The organism is Terriglobales bacterium (assembly GCA_035543055.1).
In the GTDB taxonomy this organism is placed as follows: Bacteria; Acidobacteriota; Terriglobia; order Terriglobales; family Acidobacteriaceae; genus JAIQFD01.
In genome coordinates, this window is sequence record DATKKJ010000160.1 from 1 (window position 1) to 24245 (window position 24245).

The window sequence follows — 24245 nt, forward strand, 5'->3', positions numbered from 1 at the left end:
GGTAGTGACGGGACTTCCGCTACGAATACTCCATCCTCGTCCGCTTCGATCAGGACCCGGCACTTCAGGTGGTTGGCCATAGGCGCATTCTACTCAATCCCGAGCTTCTTCCAAATCTCGTCCACCCGCCGCTTCGTCGTCTCGTCCATCTCGATCTCGTCGGGCCAGGGGCGGGTGAAGCCTTCGGTGGGCCATTTGCGGGTGGCGTCGATGCCCATCTTGCTGCCGAAGTTGGGCAGGCGGGAGGCGTGGTCGAGCGAGTCCACCGGACCCAGGGTGAACTGGATGTCGCGCTCCGGGTCGATGTGATTAGCGACGCGAAGCACCACCTCGCGCACGTCCTGCACGTCGCAGTCCTCGTCCACCACGATGATGCACTTGGTGAACATGGCCTGGCCCATGGCCCAGATGCCGTTCATCACCTTGCGGGCATGCCCGGGATAGGACTTGCGGATGGAGACCAGCATCAGGTTGTGGAAGACGGCCTCGACCGGCAGGTTGACGTCCACGATCTCGGGCAGCGTGACCCGCATCAGCGGCAGGAACATGCGCTCCACCGCCTTGCCCATGTAGGCGTCCTCCATCGGAGGCTTGCCCACGATGGTGGTGGCGTAGATGGGGTCCTTGCGGTGGGTGACGCAGGTGAGGTGGAAGACCGGATACTCGTCTTCGAGGGAGTAGAAACCGGTGTGGTCGCCGAAAGGGCCCTCGGTGCGCAGCTCGTCGAGGTTGACGTAGCCCTCGAGGACGATCTCGGCGGTGGCCGGGACCTCCAGGTCCACGGTCTCGCACTTCACCAGTTCGACCGGCTTGCCGCGCAGGAAGCCGGCGATGAGGAACTCCTCGACGTCGGGAGGCGCGGGGACGATGGCGGCAAAGGTCAGCGCCGGGTCGGTGCCGAGGGCCACCGCGACTTCAAGTTTTCCTTTAACTCTCTTGTCGAGGGCGTCGATGGCGCCGCCGCCGGAGCGGGCCATGAGGTCAACGGCCGCAGCCGAGGGCGGCCTCGCCGCGTGAGTTGGGCCAGCAGCGGCGGCGCGCATGGCGTCGCGGTAGTGTTCGGCGGCGACCTTCTGGCGCTGCCAGTGCATGCCGGCGGTGGTGGCGTCGTACACCTGCATGCGGTACATGCCGACATTGCGCTTCCCCGTCCGCGGGTCGCGGGTGATGACGCAGGGCAGGGTGATGAAGCGGCCGGCGTCCTGGGGCCAGCACTTAAGCACGGGAAAATCCAGCAGGGAGAAACCGTTCTTCTTGATGACCTCTTTGCACGGCCCGGTGGAGACGGTCTTGGGGAAGAACTTGCCCAGGTCGGCGAGCATGGGCAGCATCTTGAGCTTGTCGAGCAGGCCCTCGGGGGCCTTGACGTCGAGGAACTGGTGGATGCGCTGGGCGATCTCGTCGAGGGAGTCCACACCCAGCGCCAGACGCATGCGGCGCTCGGAACCGAACTGGTTGATGAGCAGCCGGGCGCCGGGATGGCCCTTGAGATTGTCGAAGAGGAGCGCGGGACCGCCGGGACTTTGTCCCGGCCTGCTCGAGGGCGAGCGGGCTACAAGACCCTTGCTGACGCGGTCGGTGATTTCGGTGATCTCGAGGATGGGATCGACCTCGACGGAGATGCGCTTCAGCTCGCCGGCCTTCTCCAGAGCGGAGATCCACTCGCGAAGATCGTTGTAGGGCATGGGAACCGGCGATTATACGGGATTGGCGATCGGGGATTGGTGATTTGCGATCTGGACATCACCCGATCTGGGGGGGCGCCGCGAACGGCCGGCGTGCGGCCCGCACACTCCATTGTGACCCCAATCACAGAAGCTTGTGAGGGGCGATGATATCCCTGAGGCTGGCGCGGCCGGCCCGCGCCGGGGGACGATGCGCCACACTGCACCCGCGCGGGGATGGTTCTGGGCCACGCTGGCGCTTTCCAGCCTCAGCCTGGTGGCGCTGGTGTTCGCCTTCTGGGAACTGGTGGAGAACCGCTTCTTCCGCGACTTGGACTACGTCAGCCTGCATTACCTGTACATCAGCCGGGGCATCGCCTCTTCCATCCTGCTGGCGGCGTGGGCGGCCTGGCTGGTGATGCGCGAGCGCCGGGCAGCGGAAGAAGAGCTGAGCAAGTCGCGCGAGCGTTACCGCGGGCTGCTCGACGCCTCGCCGGGCGCGGTGGCGCTGTTCGGCGCCGACCTGCGGGTGCTGGAGTGGAACGCGTCGGCGGAGCGGCTCTACGGATATCAGCGCGACTTCGTCCTGGAACTGCCGGTCCCGACCGTGCCGCCGCAACGCCGGGCCGAACTGGCCGAATCCATGGCGCGGGTGCAGCGGGGCGAAGCGGTGCTGGACCAGGAAAGCGAGCGGGTGGACGCCTCCGGGCAGCTCATCCAAGTGCAGCTCAGCCTGCTTCCCTTCCACGAAGGCGGCGAGCTGTTCTATCTGGAGGTGGCAGCCGACATCCGGGAGCGGGTGCGGCTGCGGGAACGGCTCATCGAGTTCGAGAAGCTGACCAGCATGGGACAGATGGCGGCGGGCACGGCGCACCACCTGAATACGCCGCTGGCGGCCATGCTGCTGCGCGTGCAGATGATGCGGGGACGGATGCAGGAGCCGGCCACCGCCGAAGAACTGGAACGGCTGGAAGGCAGCCTGCGTTTCTGCCAGCAGTTCGTGCAGCGTCTGCTGGACTTCTCGCGCCGTCCTACGATGCGCAGGGAGCCGGAGCCGGTGCGGGCGGTGATCGAGGGCGTGCTGGCGTTCATCGGGCCGACGTTGCAGGCGAAGCAGGTGCGGCTGGGCTGCGAATTGAACGGCATCGGGGGTCAGAGGGTGCTGGGAGACCGCAACGAGCTGGAGACCTTGCTGCTCATCCTGCTGAGCAACGCCGCCGACGCGGTGGAAAAAGGCGGCCGCATCGGGATCACGGTACAGGGCGGTGGAGAGAACGTGGAGATCAGCATCAGCGACGATGGCTGCGGCATCCCGGCGGAGTCCCTGCCCCGCATCTTCGAACCCTTCTACACCACCAAGCCAGTGGGCAAAGGCACGGGGCTGGGCCTGGCGATCGCGAAGAACATCGTGAGCCAGCACGGGGGGAGCATCCGGCTGGAGAGCGGCCAGGGCAGAGGGACGCGGGCGATCGTGCAGCTCCCCGCGCTGGCCGCCACGGCGGTGCCGGCATGAGGCGCGACATCGAGATCCTGGTGGTGGACGACGACCGCGAGCTGGCGGAGACGCTGCGCGACCTGCTGGTGGGCGAAGGTTACACGGTGGCGGTGGCGCTGTCGGCGGGCGAGGCGCTGGCAGTGCACGAGGAGAACCCGCAACTGGCGCTGGCGCTGCTCGACCTGATCATGCCCCAGTGCGACGGCATGGCGCTGATGGACCAACTGCACCGCCGCAACCGCAGCCTGCCGGTCATCATCATGACCGGATTCGGCACCATCGAGACCGCGGTGGACGCCATAAAGCGCGGCGCCGAAGACTACCTGACCAAGCCCTTCGACCGGGAAGCGGTGCAGAAGAAGATCGGGCGCTTGATGGAAGTGCACCGGCTGCGGGACCGGGTGGCGGAGCTGGAAGCCGACCTGAAGCAGGTGAGCGACCCCTTCCAGGAACTGGTGTACGTCTCCCGCGGCATGCAGCAGGTGGTGGACCGGGCACGGACGGCGGCGGAGAGCGACGCCACCGTGCTGATCGTGGGCGAGACCGGCACCGGAAAAGAGAAACTGGCGCGCGCCCTTCACCGCGCCAGCCGCCGGGCGTCGGGACCGTTCGTGGCGGTGAACTGCGGGGCGTTGCCCAAGGAGCTGATCGAGAGCGAGCTGTTCGGGGTGCGGAAAGGCGCGTACACCGGGGCTTACAGCGACCGCCCGGGGGTGTTTGCGGCGGCGGCGCGGGGCACGGTCTTCCTGGACGAGATCGGCGAAATGCCCAAGGAAGCGCAAGTGAAGCTGCTGCGGGTGTTGCAGGAGCGGGAAGCGCGCCCGGTGGGCGGGACCACGGCGCGCCCGGTGGACGTGCGGGTGGTGGCGGCGACCAACTACCCGATCACGGCCCTGCGCGCCGAGCACCTGCGCGAAGACCTGTATTTCCGCCTGGCCACGGTGGTGCTGGAGGTCCCCCCGCTGCGCACCCGGCGCGAAGACGTGCTGGTGCTGGCGCAATGGTTCTGCTCGCGCCTGGCGGAGCGCTACGGCCGGCACATCACGCTGAACCCGAGCGCGGTCGAAGCGCTCCTGGGCTACGGCTTTCCGGGGAACGTGCGCGAGCTGGAGAACATCCTGGAGAGTGCGGCGGCGGTGTCGAAGGAAGACCCGCAGATCCTCACCGACCGAGACGTCCGCCCCCTGTTGCATACCAGCGACGCCCCGCCGGGATGGATCGAACAACCGATGACCCTGGAAGAGATGGAGAAGATCGCCATCGAGCGTGCGCTGCGCTTGTGCCAGGGCAACCGCACGCGGGCGGCGTCGCTGCTGGGGATCTCCCGCGACACGCTGTACCGCAAGCTGCGCGACCTGAACATCGCGGTGGGGGCGCCATGAGCGAGCGGCGCGAGACCGTGATGTGGTCGGTGGTGGCGGTGGCGGCGCTGGTGGTCTTTGGGCTGGCAGTGCGCGGACAGTTCCAGAGCGTGCAGAGCCGGGGCGCGACCAACGTACCCTCGCGGCCATCGGAAGGCGACGCGCTGTTCCGCGCCAAGGGCTGCGTGCAATGCCACGAGGCCAACGAAATGGCGGCCCGCTCGGAAGGCAAAGGCCGCGCCCAGCCGCTCCCTGAGCTGGTCACCGCCATGTGGAACCATGCGCCGCGGATGTGGGAAGCGATGGCGGCGCGGAAGTTGCAGTATCCCGAACTCAGCTACGAAGAAACCGGGCAACTGGTGGCCTACCTCTACATCTCCCGCTCCATGGACGCGCCGGGCGACCGGGAGCGGGGGGCGAAGCTCTTCGCGGTGCGGCAATGCAGCCGTTGCCACGGCGCGGTGCCTGGGGAGGCGCCCAGCGTGGCGCAACTGGCGTCCACCGACGACCTGGTGACCTGGACGCAGACCCTGTGGAACCATGCGTCGGTCATGCAGGCGCGGATGACGGCCATCGGCATCACCTGGCCGCGCTTCGAAGGCAACGACCTGCGCGACCTGTTCGCGCACATCCGCCAGGACGGACACGAATCGCACCTCTCCATCGCCAAGGCGGATCCCGACCGTGGCTGGCAGGTCTTCCAGGAAAAGGGATGCATCGAATGTCACGGGATCTCGCGCGGCTCGGAACACGTGGCCGCAGATTTCGGGCCCAGCCGCGAGCTGCCGCCCACCTACTCGCAGTTCGCCGCCTCCATGCTCAACCACTTCCCCACCATGCAGCGCGCCATCGCCACCAAGGGCGGCAAGCCGCCGGTGTTCGCCGGCAGCGACATGGCGGACGTGACCGTGTTCCTCTACAACCTGCATTACCTGGAGCCGTCGGGCTCGCCGCAGGTCGGGGCCAGCGTTTTTGTCTGGCGGGGCTGCGCCCAGTGTCACGGCAGGACGGCAGAGGGCACGCGCGCCGGCCCGGCGCTGCGCGGCCGCGGGCAGACCTACACCTCGGTGCGGCTAGCCGCCACCCTGTGGGCGCACGGCTCGCGGATGTACGCGCGCACGCGGGCCCAAGGACAGGCGTGGCCGTCGCTGCTGCCCTCCGATGTCGGCGATATGCTGGCGTTCCTGAATACGCCAATAGAGAAGAAGTAGCCAGTAGCCAGTCGCCGGTCGCCAGCGAGAACCCGGAGGCAGAACGCAGTCGGCAGGCGATCCAAGCCCTCACATAGATACGTGCTGCCGGACATTGACGGGCGACCGTCCACAGGCGTAAGAAGGCGGCCACAAAGGAGAGCGTCATGGCCGATAGCGTCTATAAAGTCGTCGACATCGTGGGTACCAGCACCGATTCCTGGGAAAAGGCGGCTACCGCTGCATTGAAAACGGCCGCGAAATCATTGCGCGACCTGCGGGTGGCCGAGATCCAGAAGTTCGACATTCACCTGGAGGACGGGAAAATGGTGTACCGGGTGAAGATGAGCGTGTCGTTCAAGTACGAGAAGTAGGGAGTTTCGACCCCGTCCCCCGCCCTGGGCCGGTGGGCAGACGTGTGATTGGAACGCTCCGGCCGTGACCTAATTGCGGAACCGTTTCCGGACGGCACCACCAAGAACCACCAAGCCACAGCCGAGCAGGGCCAAGCTTCCGGGCTCTGGCACGGCAGTGCCTTCCTGGCTGAAGTTGATGTTCCCAATGCCGACGTCGTCACTATCGACGTTCGTCGAGTCGAACATGATGCGCAAGGTTTCGGCAGTCACACCGTTGAAGCTGAAGTGATAATGCCCAGCGCTCGGAATGAAGGGATCGCTGACCGAAAACAGGACGTTTCCATCGCCGTCGAGGACCTGCACATCGTTGATGGTATAGCCGGCAACGTCAAAACATCCCACGAATGTGACCGAACAAGTCGCCATGTCGAAGGAATTGAGGGTAACCAGAAATCCGGGGTCGGCGATGAGATCGAACTCGAAGACCTTGGGCTCCTGGGCGAAGATAACGTTAGCCAGATCGCCGTAGTCGCCCAACCAGGTGTAAACCGGCGGCAGGCCCGAAGTGGCGAACTGGGTAACGACATTTGGGGTTGGCCCACCTACCAAGTCATAGAGAAATCCGTCTTGCGTGGCGGAGGTCACTTGATTGCCGTAGCCGGGGGGCAGCGGAGCCCAATCGACGAAGTTCCCCACTGCCGGTCGAAATAGGAGCGTCGTCCCCTGCGCGGAAACCGTCACCATGAGTGCAAAGCTAACAACAACGAGAACCTCCAGCATGATCGACTTGCGCGACATGCGACCCTCCTTTGGCCAGGGGTTGAGTCTCTCCCCGACGTGTCGTTCACTGGTTACAGCCTGGGCCGAGGTCTCGGGAATCCGAATCCGGGTGGTGATGGCCTTGGGGCCTTCTCGTGCGCGAACCGAGCAGGAGTGCGCGAACAGGGCGTCTCGCGGCACGAGCTTGTCTTGGAACGAGCAATCCGGATTCCACCGTCCTGCTTGAAAAGGAGCAACTTAGGAACTCTCCCCACCCCCGGTGTGCAACGTTTTTCACAGTGAGTAGAACTGAAGTTCCTCCGTAGATGCGCACTGTCCGAATCTCTGACAGTCGCCTGATCTTCTGACACGTCGCTTCCCGAACGTTCTTGACAGCCGCCTCCAAACGCCATGTTTCTAACGACTTATGGCTCGAGCCGACACTCCGGATTCGGCAATTCAGGTGCATAGGCTAGGGCTGAGCGGAAGGCGGGAAGCACCCCCGCAACCAAAAGCACTCTTACCGGCCTCGTGGTAACTGGTAGAATGACCCGCCTTCCGCTCCAAAGGAGAAGGACATGTTCAGACAAGTCAACTGGCTGGCCCTGACCGGACTTGTGATGCTGGCGGCGGGAGTGTTCCTGGTCTTCAGTCCATACAGCATGTTTCCGCTGTGGGCGATCTGGCTGGTGGGGCCGCTGCTCTGGTACCTGGGGGCAGCGCTGACCGTAGCCGGGATCGCAGCCCATTTCTTCGGCGCCCCGAACCCGAAGAAGGCGGCAGAGTCGTTCGCTGAAGCGAAGTCCACGCCGCACCTGGAGCGCATGGGCCTCGCCACCGCGCCCGCCAGAGTGGAAAGCGAAATCCCCGCGATGAGTGGGTTCACTCTGTGAACAAGGACGACCGGGAACCCATGGCTACGAAGCCGTGTCCCATGGTGATGGCGGCGGCAAGAGAACCCGAGCAACAGAAAACACAGGACAAGGGGCGCAGGCGATTCGTCGGCCTGGTGCTGGGCGGCGGGGTGTTCGCGTCTTTGGTATCGTTCCTCTATCCGGTGCTGCGATATGTGCTGCCGCCGCCGGCGGCGGACCTGGGCACCGATTCGGTGCTGGCGGGGACCACCTCCGAGTTGAAAGTCAACTCGGCCAAGATCTTCAGGTTTGGCAGCCGGCCGGGGCTGCTGATCCGGACCGCCTCGGGCGAGTACAGGGCGATGTCGGCCACCTGCACGCACCTGAGCTGCACGGTGCAATACCGCGCCGACCTCCACGAGGTCTGGTGCGCCTGCCACAACGGTTTGTACGACCTGAGCGGGCGCAATATCTCGGGCCCGCCGCCGCGCCCCCTCGACCTCTACGACGTCCACGTCAAGGGCGAAGAAATCTACGTGAACCGCAAGCAAGGAGCCTGATCGATGCGCCACGCCGCCAGCTACGTCCGCGACTGGCTCGACCAGCGCTTCGGGTGGGAAGAGCTCATCGCCCCGCTGCGGCACAAGACGGTGCCGCTGCATCGCCTCTCCTACTGGTACTTCCTGGGCGGGATCACGCTGTTCCTGTTCGGGGTGCAGGTGACCACCGGCATCCTGCTGCTGCTCTACTACCGGCCCAGCGCCAACGAGGCCTACGAAAGCGTGAAGTACATCAGCACGCAGGTGCAGTTCGGTTGGTTGATCCGCAGCATCCACTCCTGGTCGGCGAACCTGATGGTGTTCACCGCGTTCGCGCATATGTTCAGCGTGGTGTTCCTGCGGGCCTATCGCAAGCCCCGGGAGCTGACCTGGGTGTCGGGGGTGCTGCTGCTGTTCCTGGCCCTGGGCTTCGGCTTCAGCGGATATCTGCTGCCCTGGAACACGCTGGCCTTCTTCGCCACCAAGGTGGGGACGGACGTGGCCGGGCAGGTGCCCGTGATCGGACACTGGATTCTGGTCTTCCTGCGGGGCGGCGAGGACGTGACCGGCGCCACCCTGACCCGCTTCTTCGGCTTCCACGTGGCGGTACTGCCGGGCATCACCACGGTGCTGCTGGGGCTGCATCTGGCCCTGGTGCAGAGATTCGGCATCAGCGTGCCCCCGCGAGTGGAGGAGGAGTGGTCGTACCGGCCGGAGCAGAAGAAGGAGATGAAGTTCTTCCCGAATTTCCTGCTGCGCGAAGTGATGGCCTGGTACGTGGGCCTGGGCGCGCTAGCGGCGCTGGCCGCGATCTATCCCTGGGAACTGGGAGCCAAGGCCGATCCCTTCGCGCCAGCCCCGGCGGGGATCAAGCCGGAGTGGTATTTCCTGTGGGCCTTCCAGACCCTCAAGCTGATCCCGTCGAAGATCCTCGCGTTGGACGGCGAACTGCTGGGGATCCTGGGCATGGGCGTGGCGGGCGCCATCTGGCTGGCGCTTCCCTTCCTCGAGCCCAAGCGGATGCCGCGCGGGCACCGCCTCCTGACCGGCCTGGGGGTCTTCGCCCTGACCTACATGGCGGCCATGACGATCTACGGGTGGGTGGCGAAATGAACCGGACACTGGCAGTGATGGGATGCCTGCTGCTGATGATGGCGGCCGGCCGGGCAGCGGACAAGAACACCTGTCTCGATTGCCACTCGCAGATGGAAGCGCCGCTCAAGGTGACCCCGGCCGAATACGCCAGCAATATCCACACGGAAAAAGGACTGAACTGCACCAGCTGCCACGGTGGGGATGCCAGCAGCGACTCCGACGCCATGAGTCGCGCCGCAGGGTTCCGAGGACACATCGAACGGCGGCAGGTCCCGGAACTCTGCGGCAGTTGCCACAGCGACGGGGCGAAGATGCGGCAATACAACCCCTCGCTGCGCACCGACCAGCTCAGCCAGTACAAGACCAGCGTGCACGGCAAGCGACTGGCGGCGGGCGACCAGAAGGTCGCGGTCTGCACCGATTGCCATACGGTGCACAATATCCGTCCGGCGTCGGACCCGCGTTCCAGCGTGCATCCGCTGAACGTGGCCAACACCTGCAAGCGCTGTCACTCCGACGCGCAGTACATGAAGGACTACAAGATCCCCCACGACCAGTTTGCCGGCTACACCGCCAGCGTTCACCACAAGGCGATGACCGAGAACGGGGACCTGAGCGCTCCTACCTGCACCACGTGCCATGGGAACCATGGCGCCGCGCCTCCGGGACTGGCGACGGTGGAGAACGTGTGCTCGACCTGTCACGTCTTCCAGGCGCAGCTCTTCGACAAGAGCCCGCACAAGAGACCGTTCGCCGAAGCCGGCATGGGCGGATGCGTCACCTGCCACAGCAATCACCGCATCACGCATCCCACGGATGCGATGGTGGGCTCGGGCGCCGGTTCGGTGTGCACCAACTGCCACTCCCAGGGCGACGCCGGCTACAAGACGGCGGAGGTCATCGCCGCGCGCTTCGCGGAGCTGTCCGGCGCCGTCGAAGAGTCGCGGACTCTGCTGGAGCGGGCGGCGCACTCGGGCATGGAAGTCAGCGACGCGGAACTGGAGCTGGACGCGGCCAAGGATTCGCTGACCAAAGCGCGGGTGTCGCTGCACAGCTTCAGCGTGAACCGGGTGGACGAGGACATCGCCGCCGGGCTGAAGACCGCGCAGAAGACGCGCGAAGCCGGGCTGGCGGCCCTAAAGCAACGCGAGTATCGCCGCATGGGGCTGCTGGTGTCGCTGGCGACCATCGTGGCCACCGTCGCCGCGCTGGCTTTTTATATCCGACAGATCGAGAAAGCGGACTCCTAGAACCGGGAGGCAGTCGGCGGCAGGCACTGGAGCGGGGTACGGGAATTGAACCCGTGTCACCGGCTTGGGAAGCCGGGGCACGACCACTATACCAACCCCGCTCAATTTGTTAGCTTATCAAAACCGACGCAAAGACAGCCAACACCGCCCCACTAAGGTGGGGCTCCAAAGCAAAATGAAGCGGTAGATCCTCAGGCTTATCCCTACGGGATTGCGCTCAGGATGACCGATGTCCAAGTCACTTCTTGGACTTGGCGATGGCCAGGAGCAGGTCGGTATCGGCGCCGGCGCTGCGGAGTTGCCTCTCGGCATCGTCATTCAGAGCGAAGGAGACCCCGAACTGGCTGACCAGCGAGGCGACGCGCGGCGCCGGCACACCCTTCTGCAACGCTTCCAGGACCTCGGACAACGCCAGGGGCGGAGGACCCGGAGGCGGTTTGCGCTGGACCTCGATCTTGAAGGGCAGGCGCGAACCGTCGTGGGGAATGACGAAGCCCTGGATGGTATTGGGGCCGATGGCAGGAAGCGCAGCGTCCGCCTCGAACTCGACTTCACCGGCAGGGTTGGTGTGGAAGGTCGCAGGTTTGCCAGCAATCTCCACGCGATCAATGTTGCGGAAGCCGGCGGCGATGCCGCGAACGCGGACGGCCTCCTTGTCGGTCTCCGCGTTCGGCGCCGGGTCCAGCAGCCGCACATCGGGATGGTTCATAGTGAAGATCATTTGCGCCTGGGACTTGTCGGTGGCGCTGGCCATGACCACGATGGCGCTGGCGCCGGGGTTCACGGCGAAATCGGGGAGGGTGAACTCCACGGTAGTGGGCGCCAGGGCCTTCAGGTGAGCGGGGGCATTGTTGACCGTAACCGAGGCGATGCCACTGGCGTGGGAGGCCACGCCACGCAAGCTGACGCGCGCCGCGGCTACATCGAGGGCTTTGCCGGATTCAGCGCCCACCGGATCGAGCATGCTGATGACCGGGGGCGTGGCCGGGGGATGCAGGCGGGCTTCGCGGGCGCGCACGCGGTCCATGACGTCATCGAAGCGGGTGGCGGCCTCGACCAGTTCCTGATAAGCGAGGACATTGGCCCAGTCGAGCTTGGTCGTCCCGCCGTCGATCCAGCGCTTGCGCATGCGCATGAAATGATAGGTCGTCGTGCCCCCATGAAACTTCAACTCGGCGGCCTCGTTGGGCTGCCCCCAGATGGTCCACTGGTTGGCGTTGCTCAGATCGGAGCGGGCGTACTGGAAGCTGTGCCCCTTCTCCCCTTCCGGGCGCACGACCTCGTACCAGATCTTGTCCCGGGAGAAATACAGGTACCCGGCGCAACCGGAGCCGAAATGAACGTGGGCCACCGGATAACGAAGCACCGACTCATCCCCTGACTTCACCAACTGGGCGCCGTCTTCATCGGCGGGAATGCCGGGCTGAGGGCGCTTGAAAAGCTGGGCGGATGCGCTGGCCGCCAGCAACAGGATGAAGAGCAGTAAGAAGGACCTGCGGACGTTCACTTGCGCCTCCTCAAGAGGATCTCCTCTTCGGTGGCCTTGGCCTGGCGGGCGCGGCTGAGCCCAGCCTGGGCAGAAGCGTCATTGGGGTCGATGGCGAGAGCGGAATTGTAGACGTCGATGGCGGCGGCGTAGGCGCCCGAGTTGGTGAGGCGCTCCCCGTCGGCGAGGAGTTCCTGGAGACGCTGGCGCTGCTGGGCGGGAAGGCCGCGAGAAGCCGGCGGCTCCGGCCTACGCTCGCGCACCGGCCTGGGGGCGGCGGCCTTGGGCTCGGGTTTCGGCTTCCCCGTTTTCGGCGGAGTGGTGGTCACAGCCGGCACGGCAGCCGCCACCGGCGGAAAATCGATCTGATTGCGAACTTCCTTGACCGCCGGCTGGCCGCTGGCGATGCGCGCCGCTTCTTCCGCCAGGCTCTGGGTCGCGACGTGACCGCTCAAGGTCACCACGCCGCCGTGAACAGCGACTTCCAAGGACTGCAATTCGGGGACGGCAGCGATAGCCGTCTTCACCGAGGCTGCGATCGCGTCGTCGGCGGGAACCGTGGCGCCCGCCGGGGACGGAGCAGCGGCAGTCGCGCCAGCGGCCTGAGTGCGCATGTACCAGTAACCTGCCCCGCTCATCAGCCCCGCCGTCAGGAGGACAGCCAGCGTCACCCATAACCAGGTGCGCCGGGGCGCCGGAGGAGGCGCAGCTCGGCGCGGCGCGGCCGCCCGGGGCGCGGATGCCGCGGGGGCCGAAGAGGTGGGCGCCGAATACTGCAATGGGAACGAAGGCGCTACCGGCGTCGGCTCGCGAGGAGGCGGAGCGGGCCGGGCAGCGACCAGCGGCGGTTGCGGCGCCCTGGGCGCAGGCGGCGCCGGGGGCGGAGGCGGTTCGCTCCGCGGCAACGGATCGTGCGTCTTGGCAGGGACCGGGGTCGGCACGCGCGACGGCGCCAGCCGCAGATTGGCGAGGACATCGGAACCGATGGCGGCGGTGGCGTCTTCGCGCCCGGTCGCGCTCTCGGCGCCGATCCTGGCGGTGGCCGCCCACTGCTCGGGCGCGTTCATGGCTTCCAGCATCTCGAGCGCGCTCTGGAAGCGGTCCTTGGGGTCCTTCTGCAAGGCCTTCATCACAATCATGGAGATGGGCTTGGGGATCCCGAGCGAGGGACAGAGCACGTGGGCCGGAGTGGGTATGGCCTGGATGTGCTTGATGAGCAGGGCCACGGGAGTGTCGGACTCGAACGGTAGGTGGCCGGTCAGCATCTCGTAGAGCACGACCCCGAGGGAGTAGAGGTCGGCGCGGCTGTCGACGTCGGAGCCGTGCTTGCCCATCGCCTGCTCCGGAGACAAGTACTGCGGGGTCCCGACCACCACACCGGTCTTGGTGGCGCTGAAGCCGGTGCCGGCGTCGAAGGCACCCTCGCGCACCTTGGCGATGCCGAAGTCGAGGACCTTGACCTGCTCAGGGTTATCGCCCTCGCGCACCAGCAGGATGTTGTCGGGCTTGATGTCGCGATGGGTGATGCCCAAGGCGTGGGCGGCGCCCAGGGCGGCGACGATCTGCTTGCCCAGATGCATCACCCGGTTCACCACCAGCGGCCCTTCCTTCTCGATGACCTCGCGCAGGTCGCGACCCTGCACATACTCCATGACGATGAAGGGGCGGCCGTCGTCGGTGGTGTCCAGGTCGTCCACGCGGACGGCATTGGGGTGCTGGAGCTTGCGGGTGACGATGGCCTCGTTGCGGAAGCGCTTCAGGAAGATTTCGTCGTCGATGAAACGGCTGCTGACGATCTTGATGGCGCGGATCTCGTTGAAGGCGAGGTGCCTGGCCTTGTACACCGAGGCCATACCGCCGGACCCGATCTTCTCCAGAATCTCGTACTTGCCGCGGACCTGCATGCCCTGGACGAGTTCCGAGGTGACCCGGAGGACGGTCTTGTCCCGGGGGCAGACCGTGAAATCGTTCGGATAGGTCGCATGGCACTGGTCGCAATAACGCACGAATGCCCGCCCTGCTTATGAGAGCCGAAATCAAAGGCCCAAGATTATCTCAGGGCGAATGATAGCCCGAAGTGGCCCCCGGATTTCAGTGATTTCCGGCACGCTGGTAAACCGAAAGTAACCGGTGGGTCCGGGGAGTGCTCTTCCTAGAAAATACCGAAACGGCGACGGGCGGGGATCACGGACAGCGCATGCTCGTGGCAGGCGGGGCAGAAATCGGCGCCCTTGATGTCGATCCACTCGACGGAGTGGGAGGCGGCCATGACACAGCCGTAGTCCTGGCAGTGGGTGAGACCGAGGGTGTGGCCGAGCTCGTGAACCGATTCTTTCAGCAACCGGGCGGCGAACAGCTCCGGGTCGTTGGGCAGTCCGTAGAATCCCTGGGTCAGACGCCGCCAGGAGACCACGCAGCAGCGGCCGGTGAGCTGGGCCTCGCCGAAGACGAAGGTCAGGATGGGCATGTAGAGGTCCACCGAAGTGACGCCCAGCAGGCGCCAGCATCCGTTGGGCAGCAGGCCGGAGAGCGCGCTCAGGATCTGGGTGGAGTGGTACTGCTGGCGCTGCGCGTGCAGGAAGGGCTTGGGGTCGAGCGAATCCGGCAAGAGTTGGCAATCGACGCGCAGAATCTCCTGCAGGCCACGCCGCAGGCGCTCGAGCACGGCGCCGTCGGGAGGACCGACCGGCAGCAGGTGGATGACGCTCATCGCGCGTTCGTGGTGGCGGTGGCGGCCGGGGTGCGTTTCCAGCCGTACTTCTTGAGCTTGTTGTAAAGCGTGACCCGGTCGATATCGAGCACTTCAGCGGCGCGGGTCTGGTTGCCTCCGCACTCCTCCAGCACGCGCAGGATGTGCAGGCGCTCGATGTCTTCCAGGGTCTTGCCGGTCTCGAACTCCTGCGGCTTGAGCTTGAGGGTGAAGTCCTGCTCGCGCAGTTGCGGCTCGGCGGCCACTACCATGGCGCGCTCGACGGCGTTCTCGAGCTCGCGCACATTGCCCGGCCAGTCGTAGTCCTGCAGGAGGCTCATGGCGGCGGGAGCCACGTTGGCGATGCGCTTGTTCATCGAGGCGGAGAACTTGCGGACGAAGTGGTCCACCAGCAGGGGGATGTCTTCCTTGCGGGCCCGCAGCGGCGGAATCTCGATGCGGAAGACGTTCAGGCGGTAGAACAGGTCGGGACGGAACGTCCCTTCCTCGATGAGCTTCTCCAGGTCCTTGTTGGTGGCGGCGACGCAGCGAAAATCGACCTTGATCGGCTGGTTGCCGCCGACGCGCACGATCTCGCGCTCCTGCAGCACGCGCAGCAGGTCGGTCTGGGTCTTGAGGGAGATGTCGCCGATCTCGTCGAGGAAAACGGTGCCGCCCTCGGCGATCTCGAACTTGCCTTTCTTGCGGTACTGGGCCCCGGTGAAAGCGCCTTTCTCGTGGCCGAAGAGCTCGCTTTCCAGCAGGGTTTCGGTCAGGGCGCCGCAGTGGATGACGACCAGGGGATTGAAGCGGCGCGGGCTCATGCCGTGGATAGCTCGGGCCACGAGTTCCTTGCCGGTACCGCTCTCGCCGGTGACCAGCACGGTGGCGTCGGTCGAGCCGACGGTCTCGATGGCCTCGAAGACCTTCTTCATGGCGGCGGACTGGCCGATGAGATCGGGCGGGCGCAGCACCTCCCCGACGGTCTCCTTCAGGCGCGCGGCTTCCTTCTCGGCGTGGCGGTGGGAGAGCGCGTTCTTGACCACGTGGGCGATGTCATCGGGATCGAAAGGCTTGGTGACGTAATCGTAGGCGCCGTTCTTGAGCGCCTGCACCGCGGTCTCCACCGAGGCATAGCCGGTCATGATGATGACGATGAGGTCAGGATCGATCTCGTGCAGGCGGCGCTGCAATTCGATGCCGTCAATGCCGGGCATCTTGATGTCGATCAGGGCGAGGTCCCAGCGGCGCTCGGTGAGGCGGGCAAGGGCCTCGTGAGCGCTCTCCGCGGTGCCCACCTCGTAGCCCTCGTCGCGGAACCAGTGTCCCAGCGACTCGTGCACGATAGCTTCGTCGTCGACGATCAGGATGGTGGATTTCCCTGGCATAAGCGATCACTCCTTTGCGGCCACCGCTTCAGGCGGCTTGGGCTGCGCCCCCAGCACTCCGTCGAGCGGAAGCGTGACGCTGAAGGTCGAGCCCTTGCCGGGCTCGGACTCGACCTCGATGTGGCCGCGGTGACGATCGGCGATGCCCTTGCTGATGGCCAGCCCCAATCCGGTGCCGCGGTCCTTGGTGGTGTAAAAAGGCTCGAAGAGGTTGGCCCGCGCTTCGGGGGAGATGCCGGTGCCGTCGTCCTGAACCTGAAGCAGGACCTTGGCGTGCTCCGGCACCAGTCGGGTGCGGACGGCCAGCGTGCCGCCACGCGGCATGGCATCGATGGCGTTCAGCACCAGCGCGAGCACCAGCTGCTCCATCTGGGCGGCGTCGCATTCCACGTTCGGCAGGTCGGGGGCCAGCTCGGCGTTGAGGGTGATGTTGCCCAGCTCTAACTGGTGCTTCACCAGACGCAGGCAGCGGTCCACGATGGGGTTCAACGACACCCATTCCAGGTTCATGGGGGCGGAGCGGGAGAAGGTGAGCAGGTTCTTGACGATGTCGCCGCAGCGGCGGCTCTCCGATTCGATCAGCTCCAGGGCGCCGCAAACCTCCTTGCGGCGTTCTTCCTTCCAGGGAGTGTGGCCGGCCCACTTGCGCAGCAGCTTGGAGTAGGTGAGGATGCCGGCCAGCGGGTTGTTGATCTCGTGGGCGACGGTGGCCGCCAGCTTGCCGATGGAGGCCATCTTCTCCACTTGCAAGGCGTGATCGTTGGCGCGCTTGAGCTCGCGGGTCTTTTCCTCCACCCGCTCCTCGAGGGTGTGGGTCCAGGAGGTGACCTCTTCCCGGGCCTCACGGAGGTCGCGGCTCATGCGGTTGAATGACTCGGCCAGCTCGCCCAGCTCGTCGCGGGAGCCGACCGTGATCTGATATCCCAGCTGTCCCTTGCCCAGGCGCTCCGTGCCAACCTTCAAGGACTTGACTGGAATGTGGACCAGCCTCCAGACGAAGACGCCGGTCAGGATGACGACGACCGCGACGCCAACGAAGGTGTATCCGGCCATCTGCCGGGTATCCTGGGCGATCTGGCGGTCGACGGGCGCCAGCGAGAGGTCGGTGTCGAGCACGCCCAAGATCTTCTGTTCGGCGGGGTGGGCATGGCATTCGGCGTTGGAACACGAGGGCTTGTTCTCGATGGGCGTGATGATTCCCAGAACGCGCTCCCCATTCGGCCGGAAGATGCGGAAGCGGTCGGGACGGTCGAGACGGGCCAGCGGCTGGGCCTTGGCGTGGCAGGCGTAACAGGCCTCGGCGCTCTTATCGACGTACTTGTTCACTTCCCGGTCGTCGGTGGAGAAGCTGATGCGCCCTTCCTGGTTGAAAATGCGGATGCGCAGGATGCCGGGCTCGGCGCCGGTGGTGCGGATCTGCTCGTAGAGCGCCACCCGGTTGTTGTGCAACATGTGATACTCGGTGCTGCGCTTGATGACGTCGCTGATGCGCTCCGCGTTGGCCAGCGTGAACTGCTCCAGGTGCTTGCGGTGGAGGCGGATGTTGAGATAGCCCAAAAGCGAAAAGATCGCCACCATGGCGATCAGCAGGACCACGACCAGCTTCGCGCTCAAGCTCTGGGTCAGCCGGCGGAAGCGCCGATACCCCGGCGCGCCGGGGGGCGACGCGCCGGGGGTCTCTCGATCGGCGGGGAGACGGATTGGGGGGGGGTGCGCCACGCCTCAGTCTCCCGGAACCACTTCCTCGGCTAGAGCCACCGAGCGCACTGCCGCCGCCGGCAGCGTCGCCGGCGCTGGCTGCTCCTCGGGGAAGATGGGCAAGTACTTGGCGGCGGCGCCGAACAGGGCGAATCCCGCCGCGATGATGGCCGCGGTCACCGCCATTTCCGTCCACTTGGGGACGTAATGCATGCCGGCCGATCCTTCGATGCCGGTGATGCTCACGTTCAGCCGGTTGGTGATGAAACCCAGCAGAGCCAGCACCGCCGACAGGTAAAGCCCGCCCGCGCTGGCGCGCACGCGCTTGGAGAGCAGCAGCGCGATGGGAACGGCGGTCAGCAGGGCCTCGACCAGAAAGAAGGGGCGCTCATAACTGGGGACCAGCAACAGCTTGAGGACGCCCCGGTGGTACAGGTCCTGAGTGCGGATAACACCGTAGATCATCAGCACCACCACCAGGATGCGGCCCAGTTCCGACAGCAACGGCATCTCCAATTGACGGTGAAAATACTTGGAGCTCAGGCTGCTTTCGAAGATGGTCATGGCCAGCCCGACGCCGATCGCCGAGAGGAAGAAGAAGACCGGAAGCAGCGGGCTGTACCAGAAGGGGTGCAGCTTGTTGGGCATGATCAGGTAGAGCGTGCCCAGCGAGGACTGGTGCAGGGTGGAGAGGATCACGCCCACGCACACCAGAGGGATGCTGACGGCGTGCATGATGCGCAGCGCCTTCGACATGCGGAACTTCTCGAACACGATGGGCGCGAATTCCAGCGCCAGCACCGTGGTGTAGAGCATGACGCAGTAGGCCACCTCGAACATCACGGAATGCGGATTGCGCATGACGAGCGGGTGCCAGATGCGGTAGTAGCGTCCGAGGTCATACATCAAGGCGACACAGACCAGCACGTAACCTAAGAATGCGGTAAGAACAGTGGGCCGGATGATGGGCTTGAAGCGTTCGAGGTTGAAGACATGGACGGCGGCCATGAGGGTGAAGCCGCCGGCGGCCAGCATGACGCCGCAGAGGACGTCGAAGCCGATCCAAAGGCCCCAGGGAAACTCGTCGCTGAGGTTGGTGGAGGCGCCCAGGCCGTAGGCGAAACGCAGCACGGTGGCATAGGCGCCCATGGCCATGATGAACAGGAAAACAACCTTCCAGAAGGTGAACTTCATCAGTCTCTGCTTCATGGCCTAGCGCACCTCCTTGTGGTTCTTGGCCGCGGCTTCGCGAGCGGCGACCTCTTCGCGGCGGTGGGTGATCCACCAGATGCCTCCCAGCAGAACGCTGCCCAGTCCCACCAGGTCGGGAATGCGGGAGAGCACGCGGAAGGTGAACATGGGCAACGGCTCGTGGACCAGGTCGGTGCGGAAGCCAAAGCCCTCGAAGGCGACCGAGGAGAGCATGAGCACGCTGGTACCGCCGACCTCGGTCTCCCCATACACGTGATTGACGTAATTGCCCGGGTTCTGCCGGATGCGCTCGTGGGCTTCCGCCAACAGCTCGTCGCGCGTGCCGAACTTGGTGGCCCCGGTGGGACAGGCCTCGGTGCAGGCGGTCACCTTGCCCGCCGCCAGCCGGTCGGAGCACATGTCGCACTTCTTCACCGCCGGCAGGGCCTTGCTCCACTCGTACTTGGGGACACCGAAGGGGCAGGCCGCCATGCAATAGCGACAGCCCATGCAGCGGGCCTCTTCGTAGATCACCGGGCCGTCGGCGGTCTTGCGCAGGGCGGCGACCGGGCAGACCGAAGCGCAGCTGGGATCGTTGCAGTTCATGCACAGGCGGCGCATGAACTTGTCGTTCCTGGCGAGGACGACGGTGAACTTGTGCGCCGACTGCTTCTCTTCGGCGGCGATGGTCTCGTTGTAAGGGAGCTTATTGCGTTCGGCGCAGGCCTGCTCGCAGGCCTTGCAGCCGATGCACAGGGTGGCGTCGTACAGGATCGCCTTGCTCATGATGGTTCACGCCTCCGCACAGAACACCCACCCAGGTGGAGGCAAGCGGCCTGCCGGAGTAGAGGCTCTGTAGCAGTAAATGAAGTGGTGCAAGTGATGGGTTGGTAAGGACTTCGGCCGGCGGTGCACAAGCCGGAGTGCACTCTCTGGAGAGTGCTGGTTTGTGCTGAGGAAATCAGCGCAGGTTTTTGGGGCTGCTGGCACACAGCGGAGAAATTCATCGCTGCAAAGACGGAGCGGCGGCTCCGGATTTGCCGGCGCCGCCGCTGCGCTTTGGGCCAGGAGGATCGCCATCGCACTCAGCTCAGGAAGAATTCGCGGGTGACCTTGCCCCAATCCAGGTCGGGGAGCTGGCCACCCAGATCGTCGATGGCCATGCCGCCATCGGCCATGGCGCCCTCCGCCATGGGCAGGTGCTTGCGCAGCCGCGCCGCGGCTTCTTCCATCCACCAGCGGGCGAGGTCGCCGGAGAGCAAGTTGCGGAAGTTGAGCTTGGCATCGGGGGCTTCGACCGCCACCAGCCAGCCTTCGCCGTAGGGATCGCGGCGGGCGCGCTCGGGATCGGCGGCCGCTCCATCGTTGATCTCGGTCACGACACCTTCCACCGGCGACACCAGGTCGGTGGCGATCCCGTTGCGATGCAGGGTGACGATCTTCTGTCCCTGGCGGACCCATTGTCCGCGCTGTGGCAGCGTGATCTTCTCCACTTTGCCCACCAGCCGGGCGGCGAAGTCGTCGAGGCCGGTCCGGACCAGCTTCGGGCCTTCACTCTGTGCCCAGGTGTGGCCGGGGTGGTAGCGCAGGCCCTCGGGGAGCAGGAATCCAGAGACGATATTGGGTTGCGGCCGGCGTCCGGCCGCGGTCGCCAGCATGGGCTGCACCGCCGGGCGCAGCATGCGCTTGCTGTAGAAGTAGTCGACGATGAGGAAGGCGATGAAGGTCGCGAGTACGAGAATGACGGTCATGACGAGCCTCCTGGCGTGGGTCCTTTCGTTTCTGCGCCACGTTCCACCTTTACCTAAGGCAAGTCGGTGGCCGCTCTTGCCAAGCGGGAATAAGCCGCATGGGAGTCGCCGTAACCTGTTAGGAGTTAAGGAGTTGTGAGGGATTCTCGGGGAGCCGGCTCAGCGGAGCTGTTGTGTTCCCAATCGCCTCGTCGCTGATTTTTGCAGCAGCGTTTTGCAACAGAACCCCGTTAATCACTTCATCGCCTCAGCAAAATCAGTAGGTTACGCCGGGACGATGTGTAGTTGATTTTCGCAGCGCACCTCATGGAAGAATTCAATGGCCCTTCGCGCACCGTGTTCGCAGCCAGACGCCTGCGCATCACATGCGATAATCGAAGCGCCTTGAAGCGGGCCATTCATCTGGGGCTGGTCGTTCTCCTGCTCTGCAGCGGGTCGGTAGCGCAGCATCTTCCTGGCGCCAGCCAGACCCTGGTGATCCTGCCGTTCGAGAATGCCTCCAAGGCGCCAGGGATCGAATGGATCGGCGAGTCGTTCCCCGAGGTCCTGGGCCAGCGCATGTCGATCCCCTCGCTGATCATGTACTCCCGCTCAGACCGCATGGCCGCCTTCGAGCGGCTGGGCGTGCCGCTGAGCCTGCGGCCCTCACGCGCCACCGCCTACCGCATCGCCGAGGAGATGGACGTGGACTACCTGGTGATGGGGCGCTATACCTTCGACGGACAGACGTTCACCGCCAGCGCCCAACTGCTCGACATGGGCAAGCTGCGGCTCCATCCCGAGGTCCAGGAATCGGGGCCGTTGGTCAAGCTCATCGACATCCAGACCGCGCTCGCCTGGGACGTGATGCGGCTGCTGAACCCGATGCTGGTGACCTCGAGGAACGGATTCGTGAAGGCGTCGCAGCCCATCCGCCTGGACGCGCTGGAGGCCTACGTGCGGGCCATGATTGCCGGGCCGGGGCCGGAGCGGGCCCGCCAACTGCTCGCCGCCATCCGCCTCAAGCCCGATTACTACGAGGCCATCCTCGAACTGGGAAAGACGTATTTCGAACAGCGCGAGTTCGAGCAAGCCGCCCGCTGGCTGGCCAAGATCCCAAAGAGCGACGCCAGCGCCAAGGAGGCGAATTTCTTCCTCGGCCTCTCAGACTACTATCTGGGGCAGTACGAGGCGGCGGAGGGCGCTTTCGCATTCGTGGCGTCGCGCCTTCCCTTGACCGAGGTGTACAACAATCTCGGGGTGGTGGCCAGCCGGCGGGGTCAGAAGGATGCGGTCGGGTATTTCGAACGTGCGGTGGAGGCCGACCCGGCGGACGCCGATTACCGCTACAACCTGGCGGCTGCGCTCTACCGGGCCGGTGACCGGGCGGGAGCGGCGAAGCAGGCGCGCGAGGCGCTGGCGCTGCGTCCCTACGACAGCGAGGCCAAGGCCGTGCTGGACCTGGCCACCAACGATGCCCCGCCCCAGTCCCCCGGTCCGCGCGGCGGGCGCACGCCGGCGGCGAGGGTCCCGCTGGAACGCATCAAGCGCAACTACGAGGAAGCCTCGTTCCGGCAGCTTTCCCAGGAGATCGAGAACGTGGCCGAGCTGCGCATGGCCAAGCAGCCCCCGCGGGTGCACGCGACCTATCACATCGAGCGGGGACGGGAGCTGCTGGGGCGGGGGTTCGTGGGCGAGGCCGAACACGAGTTCCGCGAAGCCATCTCGCTCGACCAGAATAACGGGGCGGCGCACGCCGGGCTGGCGACAGTGCTGGAGGCGACCGGGGACGTGGCGGGGGCGCGCAATGAGGCGCGCGCCTCGGTGCGCATACAGCCCTCGGCCGAAGCTTATCTGGTGCTGGCCCGGCTCGACCTGCGCGACAATAATCCTGCGGCCGCCTTGCAGGCGATCGGCCGCGCCCTGGCGCTGGAACCGGACAATGCTTCGGCGGCGGCTTTGCAGCGCACGGTGCAAGCCAAGCTGGCGGAGAAGGGCCAGCGGTAAACTGAGTACTCAGTACTCGGTACTCAGTGAGATTGCGGAGGCGTCCAATGAGGCGCACCACAAAGAACCTACTTGTTGCCATCTTTCTTTTCCTCCTCTCCTCCCCGTTAGCGGCGGACGTGGTGAAGATCGTGGTGGACGACATGATCCACCCCATCACCGACGAGTACATCGGGCGGGCGCTGGAATTCGCCAAGCAGCGCAAAGCGGAGGCGGTCCTGATCCAGCTGCGAACGCCGGGCGGCCTGGTGGACTCCACCCGCTCCATCATCGAGAAGATCGAAGCGTCCCCGGTGCCGGTGATCGTTTATGTCGCGCCCAGCGGGAGCCGGGCAGCGTCGGCGGGCTTCTTCATCCTGGAGTCAGCGGACGTAGCGGCGATGGCTCCAGGCACCAACACCGGGGCGGCGCACCCGGTCGCTTTTTCTCCGTTCATGACCGAAGCGAAACAGGATGATGTGATGAAAACGAAGGTCGAGAACGATACTGCTGCCTGGATGCGGTCGTTCGTCTCCAAACGGGGGCGCAACGTGGAGGCGGCGGAGAGCGCGGTGCGGCAGTCGAAGTCCTGGACCGAACAGGAGGCGCTCAAGGAACATCTCATAGACTACGTCGCACCGAACGAGGCGGAGTTGCTCAAGCTACTGGACGGCAAGACCGTCACCCGCTTCAACGGCACGACGGCCGTGCTCCATACCGCGGGCCAGGCGGTGGTCGAGTACGACATGTCGCTGAAGCAGCGCATCCTGGCCTGGATGATGGACCCCAACGTGGCCTTCATCATTTTTGCCATCGGCATGCTGGCCCTGTACGTGGAGTTCAACCATCCCGGCGCGGTGGCGCCCGGAGTGGTGGGGTTCATCTGCATCCTGCTGGCGCTGTTCGCGCTCAACATCCTGCCGACAAGGTTTGCGGCGCTGGCCCTGATCGTGGGCGCGTTCGTGCTGTTCGCGCTCGAAGCCAAGTTCCAATCGCACGGCGTGCTGGCGGTGGGCGGCATCGCCCTGATGGTGCTCGGGGCCATGCTGCTGGTGGACGGACCTATCCCGGAGATGCGGGTCAAGCTGGTGACCGCGCTGGCGGTCAGCATCCCGCTGGCAGGGATCACCGTTTTCCTGATGACTCTGGTGCTGCGAGCGCGACGAAACAAGGTGGTGACCGGCGAGCAGGGACTGGTGGGGACGGTGGGCGTGGTGCGCAGCCCGCTGACACCCCAAGGCAAGGTCTTCGTCAACGGCGAGCTCTGGGACGCCTATTCGACTGCGCCCGTACAGCTCGGTGAGCAGGTGCGGGTGGTGCGGGTGGACGGCCTGGCCCTGGAGGTCGAGCCGGTACGGCACGAGGCGGCGCAGCCGGCCAGAGCATAGTCCACAGTGCATAGCGCAGAGTCCAGAGTCCAAAGTGGCTGAGCGACGGCGCGACTTACTGTTTCCGAACCATGTTCGTACCCTTCTGAATACTGGGTAACGAGTACTGGGTACCGGGTACTTCCT

At 65.4% G+C, this 24245-nt stretch carries 20 protein-coding genes and 1 tRNA gene; 10 read left to right on the forward strand and 11 right to left on the reverse strand.

What is annotated here, in order from left to right:
- Positions 1–89 precede the first annotated feature (89 nt).
- Positions 90–1685, reverse strand: coding sequence for a UbiD family decarboxylase (locus VMS96_10740; protein HVP43901.1), 1596 nt, complete (start codon positions 1683–1685; stop codon positions 90–92).
- A gap of 190 nt (positions 1686–1875) precedes the next feature.
- Between VMS96_10740 and VMS96_10745 the strand changes: the two genes are divergently transcribed.
- The 4 genes from VMS96_10745 to VMS96_10760 all read left to right on the forward strand — a co-directional run bounded on the left by VMS96_10745 (position 1876) and on the right by VMS96_10760 (position 6084).
- Positions 1876–3177: a PAS domain-containing sensor histidine kinase gene (locus tag VMS96_10745; GenBank protein ID HVP43902.1), complete on the forward strand. Its 1302-nt coding sequence runs from the start codon at positions 1876–1878 to the stop codon at positions 3175–3177.
- A complete protein-coding gene (locus VMS96_10750) occupies positions 3174–4541 on the forward strand; it encodes a sigma-54 dependent transcriptional regulator (GenBank protein HVP43903.1) in 1368 nt (455 codons plus the stop codon). The genes VMS96_10745 and VMS96_10750 overlap by 4 nt, the downstream gene beginning before the upstream one ends.
- Positions 4538–5731, forward strand: coding sequence for a c-type cytochrome (locus VMS96_10755; GenBank protein ID HVP43904.1), 1194 nt, complete (start codon positions 4538–4540; stop codon positions 5729–5731). The genes VMS96_10750 and VMS96_10755 overlap by 4 nt, the downstream gene beginning before the upstream one ends.
- A gap of 146 nt (positions 5732–5877) precedes the next feature.
- Positions 5878–6084, forward strand: a complete 207-nt coding sequence (locus VMS96_10760) for a dodecin domain-containing protein (protein ID HVP43905.1) — start codon at positions 5878–5880, stop codon at positions 6082–6084.
- A gap of 69 nt (positions 6085–6153) precedes the next feature.
- Here VMS96_10760 and VMS96_10765 read toward each other — a convergent pair whose 3' ends face one another.
- Positions 6154–6864 carry a PEP-CTERM sorting domain-containing protein gene (locus VMS96_10765; GenBank protein HVP43906.1) on the reverse strand — a complete coding sequence of 237 codons (711 nt, stop codon included), beginning with the start codon at positions 6862–6864 and terminating at the stop codon, positions 6154–6156.
- A gap of 539 nt (positions 6865–7403) precedes the next feature.
- On the opposite strand from VMS96_10765, the gene VMS96_10770 reads away from it, so the two are divergent.
- Genes VMS96_10770 through VMS96_10785 form a run of 4 tightly spaced genes read left to right on the forward strand, consistent with a single transcriptional unit; the run spans position 7404 to position 10563 of the window.
- Entirely contained in the window at positions 7404–7718 is a 315-nt protein-coding gene (locus VMS96_10770) for a hypothetical protein (protein HVP43907.1), read from the forward strand.
- Positions 7719–7738: 20 nt separating this feature from the next.
- Complete coding sequence (locus VMS96_10775; GenBank protein HVP43908.1) at positions 7739–8239, forward strand: Rieske (2Fe-2S) protein; 501 nt, start codon at positions 7739–7741, stop codon at positions 8237–8239.
- A 3-nt stretch (positions 8240–8242) separates the two neighbouring features.
- Positions 8243–9331 (forward strand): cytochrome bc complex cytochrome b subunit, encoded by a 1089-nt coding sequence (locus VMS96_10780; protein HVP43909.1) that lies wholly within the window; start codon positions 8243–8245, stop codon positions 9329–9331.
- The gene (locus VMS96_10785) at positions 9328–10563 is read left to right on the forward strand and encodes a cytochrome c3 family protein (GenBank protein ID HVP43910.1); all 1236 of its coding nucleotides are present in this window, start codon (positions 9328–9330) and stop codon (positions 10561–10563) included. The genes VMS96_10780 and VMS96_10785 overlap by 4 nt, the downstream gene beginning before the upstream one ends.
- Positions 10564–10590: 27 nt before the next feature.
- Here the strand turns inward: VMS96_10785 and VMS96_10790 are convergent.
- The 9 genes from VMS96_10790 to VMS96_10830 form a co-directional block, all read right to left on the reverse strand.
- Positions 10591–10664, reverse strand: a tRNA-Gly gene (locus VMS96_10790).
- Positions 10665–10801: 137 nt separating this feature from the next.
- Positions 10802–12070 carry a hypothetical protein gene (locus VMS96_10795; GenBank protein ID HVP43911.1) on the reverse strand — a complete coding sequence of 423 codons (1269 nt, stop codon included), beginning with the start codon at positions 12068–12070 and terminating at the stop codon, positions 10802–10804.
- Positions 12067–14055, reverse strand: a complete 1989-nt coding sequence (locus VMS96_10800) for a protein kinase (GenBank protein HVP43912.1) — start codon at positions 14053–14055, stop codon at positions 12067–12069. Before VMS96_10800 ends, VMS96_10795 begins: the two co-directional genes overlap by 4 nt.
- 146 nt (positions 14056–14201) lie before the next feature.
- A complete protein-coding gene (locus VMS96_10805) occupies positions 14202–14759 on the reverse strand; it encodes an archaemetzincin (protein HVP43913.1) in 558 nt (185 codons plus the stop codon).
- Positions 14756–16126, reverse strand: a complete 1371-nt coding sequence (locus VMS96_10810) for a sigma-54 dependent transcriptional regulator (protein ID HVP43914.1) — start codon at positions 16124–16126, stop codon at positions 14756–14758. Before VMS96_10810 ends, VMS96_10805 begins: the two co-directional genes overlap by 4 nt.
- 6 nt (positions 16127–16132) lie before the next feature.
- The gene (locus VMS96_10815; GenBank protein HVP43915.1) at positions 16133–17845 is read right to left on the reverse strand and encodes an ATP-binding protein; all 1713 of its coding nucleotides are present in this window, start codon (positions 17843–17845) and stop codon (positions 16133–16135) included.
- A gap of 3 nt (positions 17846–17848) precedes the next feature.
- Positions 17849–19033 carry a Ni/Fe-hydrogenase cytochrome b subunit gene (gene hybB, locus VMS96_10820; protein ID HVP43916.1) on the reverse strand — a complete coding sequence of 395 codons (1185 nt, stop codon included), beginning with the start codon at positions 19031–19033 and terminating at the stop codon, positions 17849–17851.
- A gap of 3 nt (positions 19034–19036) precedes the next feature.
- Entirely contained in the window at positions 19037–19801 is a 765-nt protein-coding gene (locus VMS96_10825; protein ID HVP43917.1) for a 4Fe-4S dicluster domain-containing protein, read from the reverse strand.
- Between the two features lie 299 nt (positions 19802–20100).
- Positions 20101–20766, reverse strand: coding sequence for a glycine cleavage system protein H (locus tag VMS96_10830; GenBank protein HVP43918.1), 666 nt, complete (start codon positions 20764–20766; stop codon positions 20101–20103).
- A gap of 384 nt (positions 20767–21150) precedes the next feature.
- Here VMS96_10830 and VMS96_10835 point away from each other — a divergent pair, with 384 nt between their 5' ends.
- Both VMS96_10835 and VMS96_10840 read left to right on the forward strand, forming a co-directional pair.
- Positions 21151–22752: a tetratricopeptide repeat protein gene (locus tag VMS96_10835; protein ID HVP43919.1), complete on the forward strand. Its 1602-nt coding sequence runs from the start codon at positions 21151–21153 to the stop codon at positions 22750–22752.
- A 47-nt stretch (positions 22753–22799) separates the two neighbouring features.
- Positions 22800–24119, forward strand: coding sequence for a nodulation protein NfeD (locus tag VMS96_10840; protein ID HVP43920.1), 1320 nt, complete (start codon positions 22800–22802; stop codon positions 24117–24119).
- Positions 24120–24245: the final 126 nt, after the last annotated feature.